This is a genomic window from Herbiconiux sp. FW305-C-125 (assembly GCF_058783455.1).
In genome coordinates, this window is record NZ_JBYSYO010000001.1 from 577,984 (window position 1) to 593,238 (window position 15,255).

At 69.0% G+C, this 15,255-nt stretch carries 15 protein-coding genes; 8 read left to right on the forward strand and 7 right to left on the reverse strand.

The window, feature by feature from the left end:
- Window positions 1-87 precede the first annotated feature (87 nt).
- From AC3WLB_RS02960 to xylA, 3 genes are read left to right on the forward strand one after another with little or no spacing between them, the layout of a single operon-like run.
- Window positions 88-1,608, forward strand: coding sequence for a sugar ABC transporter ATP-binding protein (locus AC3WLB_RS02960; protein WP_492503130.1), 1,521 nt, complete (start codon window positions 88-90; stop codon window positions 1,606-1,608).
- Window positions 1,605-2,663, forward strand: a complete 1,059-nt coding sequence (locus AC3WLB_RS02965) for an ABC transporter permease (RefSeq protein ID WP_022896956.1) — start codon at window positions 1,605-1,607, stop codon at window positions 2,661-2,663. Before AC3WLB_RS02960 ends, AC3WLB_RS02965 begins: the two co-directional genes overlap by 4 nt.
- A 39-nt stretch (window positions 2,664-2,702) precedes the next feature.
- Window positions 2,703-3,893, forward strand: a complete 1,191-nt coding sequence (gene xylA / locus AC3WLB_RS02970; protein WP_492503133.1) for a xylose isomerase — start codon at window positions 2,703-2,705, stop codon at window positions 3,891-3,893.
- Window positions 3,894-3,934: 41 nt separating this feature from the next.
- On the opposite strand, the gene AC3WLB_RS02975 is transcribed toward xylA, so the two are convergent.
- Window positions 3,935-4,783: an MBL fold metallo-hydrolase gene (locus AC3WLB_RS02975; protein WP_492503135.1), complete on the reverse strand. Its 849-nt coding sequence runs from the start codon at window positions 4,781-4,783 to the stop codon at window positions 3,935-3,937.
- A 47-nt stretch (window positions 4,784-4,830) separates the two neighbouring features.
- Between AC3WLB_RS02975 and AC3WLB_RS02980 the strand changes: the two genes are divergently transcribed.
- Complete coding sequence (locus AC3WLB_RS02980; RefSeq protein ID WP_022896449.1) at window positions 4,831-5,694, forward strand: Fpg/Nei family DNA glycosylase; 864 nt, start codon at window positions 4,831-4,833, stop codon at window positions 5,692-5,694.
- 130 nt (window positions 5,695-5,824) lie between these two features.
- Entirely contained in the window at window positions 5,825-6,082 is a 258-nt protein-coding gene (locus AC3WLB_RS02985) for a DUF4190 domain-containing protein (protein WP_022896450.1), read from the forward strand.
- A gap of 18 nt (window positions 6,083-6,100) precedes the next feature.
- Here the strand turns inward: AC3WLB_RS02985 and AC3WLB_RS02990 are convergent, their stop codons facing one another.
- From AC3WLB_RS02990 to AC3WLB_RS03015, 6 genes are all read right to left on the reverse strand, one after another.
- Window positions 6,101-6,862, reverse strand: coding sequence for an IclR family transcriptional regulator (locus tag AC3WLB_RS02990; protein ID WP_492503138.1), 762 nt, complete (start codon window positions 6,860-6,862; stop codon window positions 6,101-6,103).
- Between the two features lie 76 nt (window positions 6,863-6,938).
- Window positions 6,939-8,099 (reverse strand): pyridoxal-phosphate-dependent aminotransferase family protein, encoded by a 1,161-nt coding sequence (locus AC3WLB_RS02995; protein WP_492503140.1) that lies wholly within the window; start codon window positions 8,097-8,099, stop codon window positions 6,939-6,941.
- A 32-nt stretch (window positions 8,100-8,131) separates the two neighbouring features.
- Window positions 8,132-9,064, reverse strand: coding sequence for an ABC transporter permease (locus tag AC3WLB_RS03000; protein WP_022896453.1), 933 nt, complete (start codon window positions 9,062-9,064; stop codon window positions 8,132-8,134).
- On the reverse strand, window positions 9,061-10,176 hold the full coding sequence (locus AC3WLB_RS03005) for a putative B6 ABC transporter permease subunit 2 (RefSeq protein WP_492503142.1): 1,116 nt from the start codon (window positions 10,174-10,176) through the stop codon (window positions 9,061-9,063). The genes AC3WLB_RS03000 and AC3WLB_RS03005 overlap by 4 nt, the downstream gene beginning before the upstream one ends.
- Window positions 10,173-11,768 carry a putative B6 ABC transporter ATP-binding protein gene (locus AC3WLB_RS03010; RefSeq protein WP_492503144.1) on the reverse strand — a complete coding sequence of 532 codons (1,596 nt, stop codon included), beginning with the start codon at window positions 11,766-11,768 and terminating at the stop codon, window positions 10,173-10,175. Before AC3WLB_RS03010 ends, AC3WLB_RS03005 begins: the two co-directional genes overlap by 4 nt.
- Window positions 11,769-11,873: 105 nt before the next feature.
- Complete coding sequence (locus tag AC3WLB_RS03015; RefSeq protein WP_492503146.1) at window positions 11,874-12,971, reverse strand: putative B6 ABC transporter substrate-binding protein; 1,098 nt, start codon at window positions 12,969-12,971, stop codon at window positions 11,874-11,876.
- A 185-nt stretch (window positions 12,972-13,156) separates the two neighbouring features.
- Here AC3WLB_RS03015 and AC3WLB_RS03020 point away from each other — a divergent pair, with 185 nt between their 5' ends.
- The 3 genes from AC3WLB_RS03020 (at window position 13,157) to pldH (ending at window position 15,251) form a co-directional block, all read left to right on the forward strand.
- Window positions 13,157-13,588, forward strand: a complete 432-nt coding sequence (locus AC3WLB_RS03020) for a hypothetical protein (protein WP_492503148.1) — start codon at window positions 13,157-13,159, stop codon at window positions 13,586-13,588.
- A gap of 109 nt (window positions 13,589-13,697) precedes the next feature.
- Entirely contained in the window at window positions 13,698-14,456 is a 759-nt protein-coding gene (pldA, locus tag AC3WLB_RS03025) for a 4-pyridoxolactonase (RefSeq protein WP_492503150.1), read from the forward strand.
- A gap of 60 nt (window positions 14,457-14,516) precedes the next feature.
- On the forward strand, window positions 14,517-15,251 hold the full coding sequence (gene pldH / locus AC3WLB_RS03030; protein ID WP_022898229.1) for a pyridoxal 4-dehydrogenase, SDR-type: 735 nt from the start codon (window positions 14,517-14,519) through the stop codon (window positions 15,249-15,251).
- Window positions 15,252-15,255: the final 4 nt, after the last annotated feature.

Below are 15,255 nucleotides of genomic sequence, written 5' to 3' on the forward strand. Positions count from 1 at the left end.
AGGCCTGAAACCGCTGTAATTCGGGGCCTCAGGGCCACCTCGCGGTATTTTGATGCAGGACCGTAACAATTCTGCTACCGTGCCCTCATGATCACTGTCGACCATGGATTTCCACTGCTCAAGGTGCGCGGACTCACAAAATCGTTCGCCGGTGTGCAGGCGCTGAAGGGGGTGGATCTGGAGATCCTCCCGGGCGAGGTGCACTGCGTGCTCGGCCAGAACGGCGCCGGCAAGTCGACGCTCATCAAGACGCTCTCCGGCGTCAACCAGCCCGACGACGGCGAGATCGTGTGGCAGGGCGAACCCGTCACCATCTCGGACCCGGTCGCCGCTCTGGGGCTCGGCATCGCCACGATGTACCAGGAGCTCGACGTGGTCGACGGGCTCAGTGTGGCCGAGAACATCTTCCTCGGCCACGAGTTCGCGCGCGGCGGGGTGACCGAGCGCCGGAAGACCGCGCGGCGGGCGCAGGAGATCATGAGCCGGCTCGGGCACGGCAGCATCTCCCCCAACCGCGAGGTGGGCACGCTGTCGGCGGCCAACAAGCAGATCGTGAGCATGGCGCGCGCGCTGAGCCACGACACCAAGCTCATCATCATGGACGAGCCGTCCGCCGTGCTCGACTCCGAAGAGGTGAAGAACCTCTTCCGGGTGGTGCGCGAGCTCACCGCCGACGGCATCGCGGTCATCTACATCTCGCACCGGCTCGAAGAGATCCGTGAGATCGGTGACCGCATCACCGTCATCAAAGACGGGAAGACCATGGCCACCAACCTGGCCGTCGCCGACACACCCACCCAGGACCTGATCCGCCTGATGACCGGCCGCACCGTCGAGAACGTGTTCCCGCCCGCGGTGCCGGTGCCGGCGGATGCGCCGGTGCTGCTGTCGGTGCAGAACCTCGGCATCCGCGGGGTCTTCGAGGACGTCAGCTTCGACGTGCGCGCGGGCGAGATCGTGGGCCTGGCCGGACTCGTCGGCTCGGGCCGGTCGGAGATCATCGAGACCATCTACGGCGCACGCAAGGCCACCTCGGGCACCGTCGAGGTGGAGGGCAAGCCCATCGAGGCCGGTTCGGTACGCGCCGGCGTGCACGCCGGCATGGGGCTCTCCCCCGAGGAACGCAAGAGCCAGGGGCTCATCCTCGACGAGCCGGTCTACCGCAACGTCACGCTGGCGAGCTTCGCCCGGTGGGCCAAGGCCGGGTTCCTCAACGAACGCGCCGAACGGCAGGTCGCCCGCACGCAGCTCGAGGCATTGGAGCTGCGGCCGGCCGACCCCGAGCGGCCCGCGCGCACCCTCTCGGGCGGCAACCAGCAGAAGATCCTCCTGGCCCGGTGGCTCGTGCACGGCACCCGGGTGCTGCTGCTCGACGAACCCACCCGCGGCGTCGACGTGGGCGCGCGCGCCGAGATCTACACCCTCATCCGGCGGCTCGCCGCCGAAGGCACCGCCATCGTCGTCATCTCGAGCGAGATCGAAGAGGTGCTCGGTCTGTCCGACCGTGTGCTCGTCGTCGCCGAGGGCCGCGTCATCCACACCACCACCGCCACCGACATCGACGAGCACGGCGTGCTCGATCTGGTCATGAAAGGAAGTGCCGCGTGAGCGAGCAGAATTCGCCCGTCGCCCCCGCTCTGGCGGGAGAGGGCCATGTCGCAGGCGGCCTGCCGCCGCAGAACCAGAGGCAGAGCGTGCTGAACCGTGTGCTCGGCGGCTCCGCCGGGCGCAGCATCGGCCTCATCATCGCCCTGCTCGTGCTGTTCGTGGTGGGCACCATCACGGCCGGCGACCGGTTCGCGAACTTCGAGAACGTGCTGACGATCATCCGCTTCGCCTCGATCACCGGCGTCATCAGCATCGGCATGACCTTCGTGATCACGGCCGGCGGGATCGACCTGTCGGTCGGCTCCGTGATGGGCCTGGCCAGCGTGGTCGCCACCCTCTCGTGGGTGCAGGAGTTCGCCGACGCTTCGAACTGGGTCGTCCTGGTGATCATCGCCCTCGCGGTCGGCGCCGGAGCGGGTTTGATCAACGGCATCGTGATCGCCTACGGCAACGTGGTGGCGTTCATGGCGACGCTCGCCATGCTCGTCGGCGCCCGCGGTCTCGCCGAGGTGCTCGCGAACCGCACCACGCAGATCGTGAAGGTGCAGGGCTTCCTCGACTTCTTCCGCGGCGACATCCTGGGCGTGCCGATCCTGATCTGGATCTTCGTGGTCGTCGTCGTGGCCGGCTGGTTCCTGCTCAACCGCACCACCTTCGGCCGCCGCACCGTGGCGATCGGCGGCAACCTCGAGGCGGCGCGACTGGCCGGCATCAAGGTCAAGCGCCACATCATGTACCTCTACGTGCTCTCCGGCCTCACCGCCGGCATCGCGGGCATGATGATGATGGGCCGCACCACGGCCGGCACCTCGACCCACGGCACGCTCTACGAGCTCGACGCGATCGCCGCGGTGGTCGTGGGTGGCACGCTCCTCATCGGCGGTCGCGGAACGATCATGGGCACCGTGCTCGGCGTGCTCATCTTCGCCACGCTCACCAACGTCTTCACGCAGAACAACCTCTCCACCTCGGTGCAGGCCATCGCGAAGGGCGTCATCATCGTCGTCGCGGTGCTGCTCCAGCAGCGCTTCGCGAACCGCGCGGCGCGCAAATAGCCACCACCGCCCCGCTCCTCACCAACAGAAAGTTCCACCATGACACTCACGCCCACCCCCGCCGACAAGTTCTCCTTCGGTCTCTGGACCCTCGGCTGGAACGCGCAGGACCAGTTCGGCGGCGCCACCCGCCCCCCGCTCGACACGGTCGAGGCCGTCGAAGGGCTGGCGGCCCGCGGCGTGTGGGGCGTGACCTTCCACGACGACGACCTGTTCCCGTTCGAGTCGACCGACGCCGAGCGGCAGCGCGAGATCGACCGGCTGAAGCAGGTCACCTCCGACACCGGCGTGGTGGTGGAGATGGTGACGACCAACCTGTTCTCGCACCCGGTGTTCAAGGACGGCGGATTCACGTCGAACGACCGGGCCGTGCGCCGGTTCGCTCTGCGGAAGGTCATCCGCAACATCGACCTCGCCGCCGAGCTCGGCGCCACCACCTTCGTCATGTGGGGCGGCCGCGAGGGCGGCGAGTACGACGCGGCCAAGGACATCCGCGGCGCGCTCGAGCGGTATCGCGAGGCGGTGAACCTGCTCGGCGACTACGTGGTCGAGAAGGGCTACGACCTCCGCTTCGCCATCGAGCCGAAGCCGAACGAGCCCCGCGGCGACATCCTGCTCCCCACCGTCGGGCACGCGCTGGGCTTCATCGCCACCCTCGAGCGGCCCGAGCTCGTGGGCCTCAACCCCGAGACGGGGCACGAGCAGATGGCGGGCCTCAACTTCACCCACGGCATCGCGCAGGCCCTCGACGCCGGCAAGCTCTTCCACATCGACCTCAACGGCCAGCGCGGCGTGAAGTTCGACCAGGACCTCGTGTTCGGTCACGGCGACGTGCAGAACTCGTTCTCGCTCGTCGACCTGCTGGAGCACGGCGGCCCCGGCGGCACGCCGGCGTACGACGGGCCGCGGCACTTCGATTACAAGCCCTCCCGCACCGAAGACCTGGCCGGGGTCTGGGACTCCGTCGAGGCCAACATGCAGATGTACCTGCTCCTGAAGGAGCGGGCGGCCGCGTTCCGTGCCGACCCCGAGGTGCAGGAGGCTCTGGCCGCGTCGAAGGTCGACGAGATCGCCACGCCGACGCTCGCCGAGGGCGAGGGCATCGATGCCCTCATCGCCGACCGCAGCGCCTACGAGGACTTCGATGCTGCGGCCTACTTCGGTGGCAAGGGCTTCGGCTTCGTGCGCCTGCAGCAGCTCGCGATGGAGCACCTGCTCGGCGCGCGCTGAGCCGGGCCGCCCGTCTTCCCGCTCCGAACTCCCCTCGCGCGTCAGCGCGGGGGGAGTTCTGCGTATCCGGCGGTGAGGGCTGAGCGGAGGAACGAGTCCGGCCAGACGGCGAGGAGCACAGCCGGCAACTCGACCTCGTCGACGGGCGCGCCGGCATCGTGGGCCGCTCGCACGAACTCGGCGACGGCCCGCAGCTGGTCGGCCTGGCGCAGCACGAAATCGCGATCGACGACCGAACCGTGCCCGGGCACGATCACGTCACCGGGCCGGATGCGCTCCAGCAGCTCGTCGAGGGCGCCCGGCCAGCCGAGCGGGAAGCTGCCGGAGCCGAACATGGGCGGCCCGGACTCCTCGATGACGTCGCCGAGGAGCCACGTGCGGGCATCCGGAACGAACACGGCGAGGTCGGTGTCGGTGTGGCCCGGCGCCACCGGGATCAACTCGATCGTGCGGCCGCCCGGATGCACGGTGAGCGGCGCCTGCACCAGCTCGGTCGGCGGGGTGAGCTGCACGTCGGCCCAGGACTTGTCGGGTTCACGCGCCGGATCGGCCTGGACGGCCGCCAGGCGCGGCGCCTCGTACCGCTCGAAATGCGCCGGGATGCGCGCGTGCCCGTAGATCGGCACGCCGCTGAACCCGGGTGCGCGGGTGAACCGTTCGTTGCCGAAGGTGTGGTCGTAGTGGGCGTGAGTGTTGATCACCGCGACGATCGGGCGCGCGAACCCGGCCTCGACATCGTGCACGATCTCGTCGGCTTCGGCCGGATTGTTGCGCGTGTCGACCACGGTGACGCCGGTCTCCCCCACGATCGCGACCACCGACACGTCGAGCGGTTCGTAGCGCCGCTGAAAGACACCGTCGGCCACTTCGCTCCAGGCTGAACCGTTCATCCGGCCCACGCTACCCCGATGTCGGTGCCATGACCGAGACTGGAGGCATGCCTGAACTGCCCGAAGTCACCGCGCTCGTGGCCGATCTCGGCGCGCGCCTGGCCGGGCGCGTGGTCGACCGGCTCGACGTGGTGTCGTTCGCGGCGCTGAAGACCTTCGACCCCCCGGCGTCGGCGCTCAGCGGCCAGACCGTTCAGGGGGTGAGCCGGCACGGCAAGTTCCTCGACTTCGAGATCGGTTCGCTGCACCTGCTCGTGCACCTCGCGCGGGCGGGCTGGCTGCGCTGGCGTGACGGGCCGCCCCCGCCACCCTCGGGGCGCCCGGGGAAGGGTCCGCTCGCGGCGCGGCTCGTGCTCGACGACGGGTCGGGATTCGACGTGACCGAAGCCGGGACCAAGAAGAGCCTGGCGCTGTACGTGGTGCGCGACCCGGCAGAGGTGCCGGGCGTGGCGCGGCTCGGGCCCGACCCGCTCGAGCCGGAGTTCACCGAGGAGGTGTTCGCGGGCATCCTGGCCGCTGCGGGGCGCGCGCAGATCAAGGGCGTGCTGCGCAATCAGTCCCTCATCGCGGGCATCGGCAACGCGTACTCGGACGAGATCCTGCACGCGGCCCACATGTCGCCGTTCAAGCCCGCTGCCATGACTCCCGCCGAGGTGTCGGTGCTCTACACGGCGCTGAACGACACGCTCCGCGGCGCGATCGCGCGCGCCGACGGGCTCGCGGCGTCGGAATTGAAGGCCGAGAAGAAGTCGGGCCTGCAGGTGCACGGGCGCACCGGGCAACCGTGCCCGGTCTGCGGCGACACGGTGCGGCAGGTCACCTATGCCGACTCCAGCCTGCAGTACTGCCCCACCTGCCAGACCGGCGGCAAGCCGCTGGCCGACCGCGTGCTCTCCCGCCTGCTCAAGTAGCCCGCCGCACCGCAACCCACCCGCCATGCTCGCATGGGGTCGACAACCGAGTATTTGTCATTTACTGCGAACTGTGCCAGATTCGTGGATGCGGCAGAGCGCCGCCACCACCGTCTCGAAGGAGCACCCCATGTCGCAGTCGTCCCTCACCACCGCGCCCGCCGGCACCGACTACCCGGGCAAGACGCTGGGCATCGTCGGGCTCATCCTCGCGATTCTCGTCAGCCTGGTCGGCTTCGTGGTGAGCCTCGTGGCCCTCAACCAGTCGAAGAAGGCCGGCTACAAGAACACCCCGGCCCTCGCCGGCGTGGTCGTGGGCGCCATCCTCCTTGTCGTCACCGTCATCAGCTGGACCATCACCGCCATCGCAGCCGCCTCGATGTACTAGCCACGAGCCCGCGCGGGGTCAGCCGCGGACGGCCAGGGCCCGCTCGAGGTCGCGCGCGCCCGAGCGCACCGCGTCGGCGATGGCGTCGCGGTGCTCCTCCGAGAGGCGGTAGGCCGGCGCCACCACGGTGATCGCACCCACCAGACGGCCGCGCACATGGATGCCCGCCGCGCTCGCCCACACACCCTGGTCGACCTCACCGGCGCTCTCCGCGTAGCCGGTGGCCCGAATGGCGTCGAGATCGGTCTCGAGCGCCTCCCGCGCCGATTTCGGGATGGTCGCGCCCGCGCGCTGGAAGTACTGCGCCAGCTTCGACGGGCTCAGGTCGCTGAGCAGCAGCTTCGCCGCCGCCCCACTGTGCAAGGGCATGAGGTTGCCCGGCTGGAACGAGATGGAGATCGGATGATCGGACTCGGCGATCGCCAGGCACACCGCCGAGTCGTTGACCCGCCGGAGGTACAGCGCCGTCTCCCCCGTCACTTCGGCCAGCCGGTTGAGGATCGGCTGCGCCTGCGCCCGGTAGTCGAACGACGCCTCCGCCGCCCGCGCCAGCCGCAGCACCTGCGGCGAGAGCACGAACCGGCCCTTCTCGCGCTCCTCGATGAGGTCCATCTCGCGCAGCAACGAGATGTACCGGTAGGCGCTCGGCACCGAGATGTCGTGATCCTCGATGAGGTTGTCGACCGTCAGCTCCGGCGTCGTCTCGTTGAACTGGAGCAGGATCTGGAGCGCGCGGCGCGCGCTGTCGACACCTTTGGTGCGCTGAGGCTGCGCGGTCACGGCGTCTCCGTCTTGATGTGTGCTCATATGGACTACCTGACGATCCTAATCGTGCTCCGGGCCGGGTCGGCGGAGGTCAGCGCCGCTGTTCGCTGAGAACGGCGAGCGCCGCTTCGAGGCCGGCGCCCACGTCGACCGGCAGCCCGAGGTCGGCGAGCGTGCGGCCGAGCGCCGCGAGGCCCACCACCGAGTGCAGGCCCCCGGCCGTCGGCCCCATGTGCGACAGGCGCACCAGGTTGCCGGCACCCTGGCCGTGCGACAGCATCACGCCGTACACCTCACGCGCGTGGTCGCGCACCAGGGCGTTGTCGATGTGGTCGGGCAGGCGGATGGAGGTCACGCAGGCCGAGGCGATCTCCTCGCGCTTGGCCCAGAGCGTCAGCCCCATCGCGACGGCCCCGGCCCGGGTGACCGCTGCCGCCGCTTCGTGGCGCGCGATGACCGCGTCGATGCCCTCCTCGAGGGCCTGGTCGAGTGCCGCCTCGAGCCCGTTCATGTCGCTCACCGACGGCGTGTACGGGAAGCGGCCCTCGCCGAGCCACTTCTCCTTCCAGTCGATCAGCGAGAGGTACGAGTCGCGCGGCGCCGCGGGGTTCGCGTAGATCGCCTCCCAGGCCCGGTCGCTGACCGAGATGAGCGCCACCCCGGGAGGGCCGCCGAGGCACTTCTGGGCGCCGGCGACGCAGAGGTCGAGACCCCACGCATCCGTCTCCCACGCCATGCCGAGCACACCCGAGACGGTGTCGACGTAGCTCAGGATGCCGCGGTCGCGGCAGAGCGACCCGATCGCCGCGACATCCGTCACCGTGCCCGACGGCGTCTCGGATGCGACGAGGCACACCATGCGGATCTCCGGATGCGCGTCGAGGTACTCCTCGACCGCCGCAGGACTCACGGCGTCGTCGTAGCCGACCTCGATCTCGTGCAGCTCTGCCCCGAACCCCGAGATCCAGTAGCCGGTGCCCTTGCCGAACACGCCCTGCACGAGGTTCAGCACCGGCATGCCGGGGGTGATGAGGGAGCGGAGCGCGCCCTCCAGCCCCACGATCGCCTCGCCCTGCATCAGCACGATGTCGTTGGAGGTGCGGAAGATCTGCGCCACCTTCTCCTGGGTGCGGCGGAACGCGGCGATGAACTCGGGGTCGTAGTGGTAGAGGATGGGCGACCCGAGCGCCGCCTGGGTGCGCGCCGAGACGGTGACGGGACCGGCCGAGAGCGTGAAATCGGGGAATGCCATGGAACTGCCTTTCTGGAGCGGCGGAACGCGCGTCAGCGCGCGCCCCGGGTGTACGGAGCGCCGAGGGCCGGAGGCACCACGGAGCTGCGCGCGAAGATGATGAGGGTGAGGATGACCACCACGAACGGCAGCATCTTGATGAAGTCGGCCGGCACTGCGAAGCCGAGCACCTGCAGCGCCGGGCCGATCGCCACGGCGAGACCGTAGATGAACGAGGTGATGACCACGAGCACGATCCGGCCACGGGAGAGCATGGTGATGACGATCGCGATGAAGCCCAGACCGTTGGTGATGAACGGGGTGAACGTCGCGGTGGTGAGCTCGGCCAGGTAGGCGCCGCCGAGGCCCACGAAGGCGCCGCCCAGGATGACCGCCTGCGACCGGATGCGCACCACGCTGCCTCCCGCCGCATCCAGCGACGACGGCTTCTGCCCGGCCGACCGGATGGAGAGGCCCCAGTTGGTGCGGGTGAGGAAGAACCCGACGGCGGCCGCGAGGAGGAGCGACACCCAGAAGATGCCCGACTGCTGGAAGATCGCCGGCCCCACGACGGGGATGTCGGAGAGCAGCGGGATCGGGAGGGACGGGGCGGTGCCGAGACTCGTGCTCGACTTGGCGTAGTTCTGCAGGTAGAGCACGCTCGTGAGACCCTCGCCGATCAGCGTGACGGCGAGACCGATGACGATCTGGTTGAGCCCGAGCCACACGTTCAGCACGAGCATCGCGAGGTTCGCGAGCACCCCGCCCACGGCCCCGGCGAGCATGCCGAGCCAGAAGTTGCCCGTGGTGAGGGTCACGACGAAGCCCGAGAACGCGCCGATCAGCATCACCCCCTCGATGCCGAGGTTCAGCACGCCGGCCTGCTCGCCGATGGTCTCACCCACCGACGCGAGCAGCAGGGGCATGGTCTGCGCGATGACCGTGACGATGAACACGGTCACGAAGGCCGCGGAGAGCGCGGTCATGAGGACTTCCTTCCGCCGAGGCCCTGGAACGGCCGGTACAGGGTGCGCCGCAATCCGGGCGGCAGGTAGCTCTGGCCGAGCCGGCTGCGTTCGCCCACGTACTCGGTGATGGTCATGAAGATGAGGATGAGACCCACGATCACGAGCAGGAAGTCGACGTTGAGGCCCGCCTGCTGCGCCGCGAGCGTGCCGCCGGTGGCGAGCACCGCGTAGAACGCGACGAGCGGGATGGCGGCGAGCGGGCTCAGCCGAGCGAGGAACACGAACGGCATCACGGCGTCGCCGTAGTGCGGGTCCCAGTTCGCCCGCTGGTAGGTGAACTGACCCAGCACGTCGATCGAACCGGCGAAGGCGATCAAACCGCTCGAGATCGCGAAGAGCAGGATGACCATCCAGGTGGAGTTGATGCCCACGTGCCGAGCGGCCTTGGGGCTCGCCCCGAAGATGTCCATCCGCAGCCCGAACGAGGTGCGGCTGAGCACGAACTGCGCCACCACCGCGAGGATGATCGCGATCAGGAAGCCGACGTGGATCTCGGTGCCTGGGATGTAGGGCAGCAGCTGGTCGTCGGGGATGACGGCGGTCTGCGGCATGGGCGTGTCGGGGTCTTTGAACGGTCCCTTGATGAGGAGGTTCACCACGCCCACGGCGATGAACGACATGACGAGCGAGGTGATGATCTCGTTCGTGCCGTAGCGCGCCTTGAGGATGGCCGGGATGAGCGACCAGACAGCACCCACCAGGATGGCGCCCACGAAGATGACGAGCGTCGCGAGCCAGGCCGGCAGGGCGGCGAACAGGTACGGGCCCGCACCGGAGGCGACGACGGCACCGAGGAGGTACTGGCCGTTGTAACCGAGGTTCCACAGTTGCCCGCGGAACGCGACGATGAGCCCGACCGCGATGATCACGAGCGGCGCCATCAGCACGAGGCTGCGCTGCCAGTTGCCGCCGGTGAGGCCGTAGGTCCAGACCCCGGCGAAGAAGTCGAGCGGGTTCGACCCCATCGCGAGCATGATGAAGCCCGCCACGACGAGGGCGAGGATGACGGGGAGGATCGACCGCACCAGGCCGTCCACGATCCTGCGCCCGCGGCTGTGTTCGGTGATCATGCCTCGACACCTTCGATCGCGCCGGTCATGTAGTGGCCCACCTTCTCTGCCGTTCCCGGCCCGTCGTTGTTCACGCTGCCGACGAGCCGCCCGCGCGAGATGACCTCGATGCGGTGGGAGAGCTCGACCAGTTCGTCGAGGTCGGTCGACAGCAGCAGCACCGAGCCGCCCTGTGCGGCGAAGTCGATGAGGATCTCGCGCACCAGATGCACGGTCTTGAGGTCGAGCCCGTAGGTGGGCTTGTTCACCACCACCAGCCGGGCGCCGTGCGTGAGCTCGCGCGCCAACAGGATCTTCTGGATGTTGCCGCCCGACAGCGTGCCCGCCCGGGTGGCGGGCGAGGGCGTGCGGATGCCGTACTCCTCGATGAGCCGCGCGGCCTCCTTGTCCACCGCCTTCGACTGGATCTGGCCGAACTTCCAGAACGGGCGCTGCCCGATCCGCTTGATCACGAGGTTGAGCGCCACCGACATCGAGCCCACTGTGCCCTCGTGCAGCCGGTCGTCGGTCACGTACCGGAGGCCGAGCTGCTGCCGGCCGCGAACACCGAGCCGGGTCACGTCGGTGCCGTCGAAGCGCACGGTTCCGGATGACGCCGGCCGCTGGCCGGCGACGACCTCGGCGAGCGCGCCCTGGCCGTGGCCGTCGATGCCGGCCACCCCGAGGATCTCGCCCTCGTGCACCTGCAACGCGATGTCCTCCACCTCCACGTCACGGCCGTGACCGTGGCTGGCGACGCCGACGAGTTCGAGCCGCACCGGGCGGGTGGCGAGGTCGATGCTCCGCACCTCGCGGGTCGATTCGGTCGCGCCGGCCAGCTCGGCGGCGTCGTCGCCCACCGTCTTCAGGTCGTCGCCGAACATGGCGCGGAGGATCGCGTCCTGCGCCTGCTGCTCGGTGTAGCTCGCGAGCTCCTCCACCGAGATGTGGCCGACGTTGCGGCCACCGCGGAGCACGGTGACGCAGTCGCCCATGGCGTACGCCTCGCGGAGTTTGTGGGTGATGAACACCACGGCGAGGCCCTGCGCCTTGACCCGGGCGACGCTCTCGGAGAGGTGCTCGATGGCCTGGGGGGTGAGCATCGAGGTGGGCTCGTCGAGCACGAGCAGCCGGCTGCCCTTCCAGATCGCCTTCGCGATCTCGACCTGCTGCTGCTGGCCGAGACCGAGGTCGGCGGCGAGCGCGTGCGGGTCGATGCGGGCGCCGAGCAGGTCCGAGAGCTCGTCGAGGCGCTGCATCGCGCGCTTCTTCTCGAGCATCAGCCCGGTCTCGCCGAGCATCAGGTTCTCGAGCACGGTGAAGGCGGGCACGAGGGTGGAGTGCTGGTGCACCACGCCGATGCCGTAGTCGACGGCGGCCTTCGGCGAGGTGATGGCGGCCGGCTCGCCGTTGATCGTGATGGTGCCGGCGTCGGGCTGCTGCATGCCGGCGAGGATGCTGATCAGCGTCGACTTGCCGGCGCCGTTCTCGCCGAGGAGGCAGTGCACCTCGCCGCTCACGATGTCGAGCGAGATGTGGTCGTTGGCCACGACCCCGGGAAAGGCCTTCGTGATGTCGCGCAGGGCGATCACGTCGGGCGCGGATGTCGTCAAGGGTGCTCCTTCGGCGTGGGAGACGGGACCCGGTGCCGAGCGGGGTCGCTCGGCACCGAGTCCTGATCGGGTCGGCTCGGCTGGACTGGGGCGGGAGCCCTGGCCTCAGGCGCCCTTGGCGGCGATGACCTTGGCGACCTCGTCGGGAGTGGTCGCCGGCGTCGGGGTGATGGACCCGTCGGCGATCCCCTTCTTCGCGGTGTCGATCGCGGTCTGGATCTCCGGGGTCAGGTTATCGGTCTCCTGCAGCGACAGGCCGCCGTTGTCAGTGGTGAGGTCGTAGCCCTGCTCGCCGAAGGTGCCGGCCTCGACATCCTTGATGGCCTGGGTGTACGTGGGGCCGTAGTTCCAGAGCACCGAGGTCAGCAGCACGCTCGGGTCGCTGAGGCCCGAGGTGACGTCGCCGATGTCGGCGATGTACTTCACGCCCGGCGACGCCTCGACCGCCTGCAGGTAGCCGTGGGTCGCGCCGTCGCCCATGCCGAAGATGACGTCGGCGCCGGAGGCGATCAGCTGTTCGGTGGCCGTCTTGCCGCCCGCCGCGTCGGCGTAGGCCGCGGGGCCGACCGAGGTGTAGAGCACGTTGATCGACGGGTCGACGCTGTAGACGCCCTCGGCGAAGCCGGCCGACATCTTGAACCAGTTGAGGTCGTCGGCTGAGACCACGATGCCGATGGTCTTGCTCTTCGTGGTCATCGCCGCGGCGATGCCGGCGAGGTAGCCGCCCTCCTGGGCCTCGGTCTTCGTGACCGCGATCTTGCCGGGGATGTTGTCGCCCGCGTCCTGGATCAGGATCGGAACGTCCTTGGCCTCGGCCACGCTCGTGGCGGCCACGCCGTAGCCTGAGGCGTGCGCGATGATGAACTGAGCACCGCCGTCGGCCACCTGGCCGAGCACGGTCTCGGTGTTGTCCCAGCCCGCGTCCGGAACGAGGGTGACCTTGATGCCGAGATCGGTGGCGGCCTCGTCGGCACCCATGAGCCCGGCCTGGTTCCAGCCGAAGTCGGATTCGTTCTCGGGGGCGACCAGGGCGAAGGAGGTGACGGTGGTGCCCGCCGACGACGTGGAGTCGCCGGAGGACGAGTCGTCGCCACCGCGGCCGCCGGAGCAGCCGGCGAGGGCGACGGCGAGGGCGCCGGTGGTCGCGAGCACCGCGACCCGGGTCAGGGTGCGGCGTGGGCCGCTGCTGCTGAATGTGAACATTGCCGAAGATTTCCTCTCGAGTAAGGGCCCCCGAACTTCGTCGTTATCAATTCGGTACATTCTTCTCACAATGTGCGGGGGTAGCGATACAGTATGAGAAGAACGATCGCAGCGTCAACGATGAATCTGCAGGTTTTACACTTCGGAAACACGCGCCCCCGACGATGAGGGAAAAGGAGACCCCGATGCCCCGACGCGCAGCTTTCCCTCTCGCCGCCCTGGCGCTCGCCCTCGCCCTGACCGGCTGCACGAGCCCCGCCCCCGCCGCACCCAGCCCCTCGCCCGCCTCGGCGCCGCCACTCTCGGCCGAGGATGCCGACGCGCTCGCCACCCTGGCGGAGGTGGCCGGCCCCACCTCGAACGTCGATCCCGACGCCATCACCTCCACCGAGTGCTGGCTCCCCTCGGAGCACCTGGTCGTCGACCCCTCGCTCGACGACACCACCTGGAAGGTGCTCTGCCGGGTGCACTACACCGACGACAGCGGCGACCGGTATCAGGATGCGACCTGCATCGGCGACTTCGCGAAGCAGCCCCAGCTCGATCACTGTTACCGCTGGGCGCACTACGACTTCGAACCCACCTTCCCCGAGTTCCCCGCGGTGACGGCCGGCTGAACGTGTTACCGATGCGTAAACTCCGCCCCACCCTCTTGACAGTGCGAAATCGCTTCTCATAACGTGATCTGCAATTAGCGTCATATGAGAAAGAAGAAATGAGGCCACGATGACGGACCCCAAGGTCTACCTGCTCGACGGCGGCACCCTGGTCATCGACGAGTCGGACGTGCACTGGCACATCAACGCGGGCAACCCGGTGCGGTTCCCGGTGTACAGCGTGCTGATCGAGCATCCGGACGCCCTCATCCTCTACGACACGGGTTACGACCTCGACCACGTGAACAAGGTGCTGCCGTTCGAGCTGCCCGAGCAGACGCCGGAGCAGACCATCCCGGCGCAGCTCGCCGCGTGCGGCTTCACGCCCGACGACGTCGACATCGTGGTGAATTCGCACTTCCACTTCGACCATGTGGGCGGCAACAAGTACCTCACGAAGGCCACCACCCTGGTGCACAAGGAAGAGCTGCGGCACGCGAAGGTGCCCGAGCCGTTCGAGCGCCTGGGCTACTCCGACCTCTCGTTCGACCACGCGGATGTGACGTACAAGCCGATCTCGGGCGACTACGAGATCGTGCCGGGCGTGTGGCTGTTCGAGACCCCCGGGCACACGGTGGGCCACTATTCCCTCCTCGTCGAGCTCCAGAACGAGAAGAGCATGCTGTTCTGCGGTGACGCCGGGTACACCCGCACCACCCTGGAGAAGGAGTGGATCGCCGGCTTCCACATCGACCCGACCGCATCCGTCGAGGCCATCCGCCGGCTCAACTACCTGGCGCGCACGAAGGACGCCGACATCTACCCCTCGCACGAGCAGGCCTCCTTCGCGGAGTGGAAGCTCGCGCCGGAGTTCTACGGCGGCAACTGAGCCGCACCACCCTCCCGTCACCCCAGACCCGACCCCGAAGCAGGAAGAGAGAACACCCCCATGGCCAAGACTGAACAGCGCGTCGCGCTCGTCACCGGGAGCGCCCAGGGCATCGGCGCCGCCATCGCTGAAGAGCTGGCCGCCGACGGCATGAAGGTCGTCGTCGCCGACGTCAACGCGGCGGGCGCCCAGGCGGTCGCCGACCGCATCGACGGCGTGGCGAAGACGCTCGATGTCAGCGACCCCGAGCGGGTGGCCGCCGTGGTGGGCGAGATCGTCGACGAGTTCGGCCGCATCGACGTGTTGGTGAACAACGCGGCGCTGGTGCCGCTGACCCCCTGGGCCGACATCACCTTCGAGGAGTGGCGCAAGGTCATGTCGGTCAACCTCGACGGCATCTACCTCGTCACCCACGCCGTCACCGAGGTGATGGGCAAGGCGGGCTACGGGCGCATCGTGAACATCGCCTCGAACACCTTCGTGGCCGGCACTCCCGACTGCGCGCACTACGTCGCCACCAAGGGCGCCTCGATCGGGCTCGTGCGCGGTCTCGCCGGCGAGCTCGGCAAGCTCGGCATCACCATCAACGCGGTGGCGCCCGGCATCATCGCGAGCGAGGGCGTGCTCTCGGGCCCGCACGCGGCGGGCTTCGACTACGTGGTGCCCATGCAGGCGATCAACCGGCGCGGTGTCCCGGCCGATGTGGCCCCCGCAGTGGCGTTCCTCGCCTCGGAGAAGGCGGAGTGGATCACCGGTCAGACCCTCGTGGTCGACGCCGGCCACACCCGTAACTAGGCCC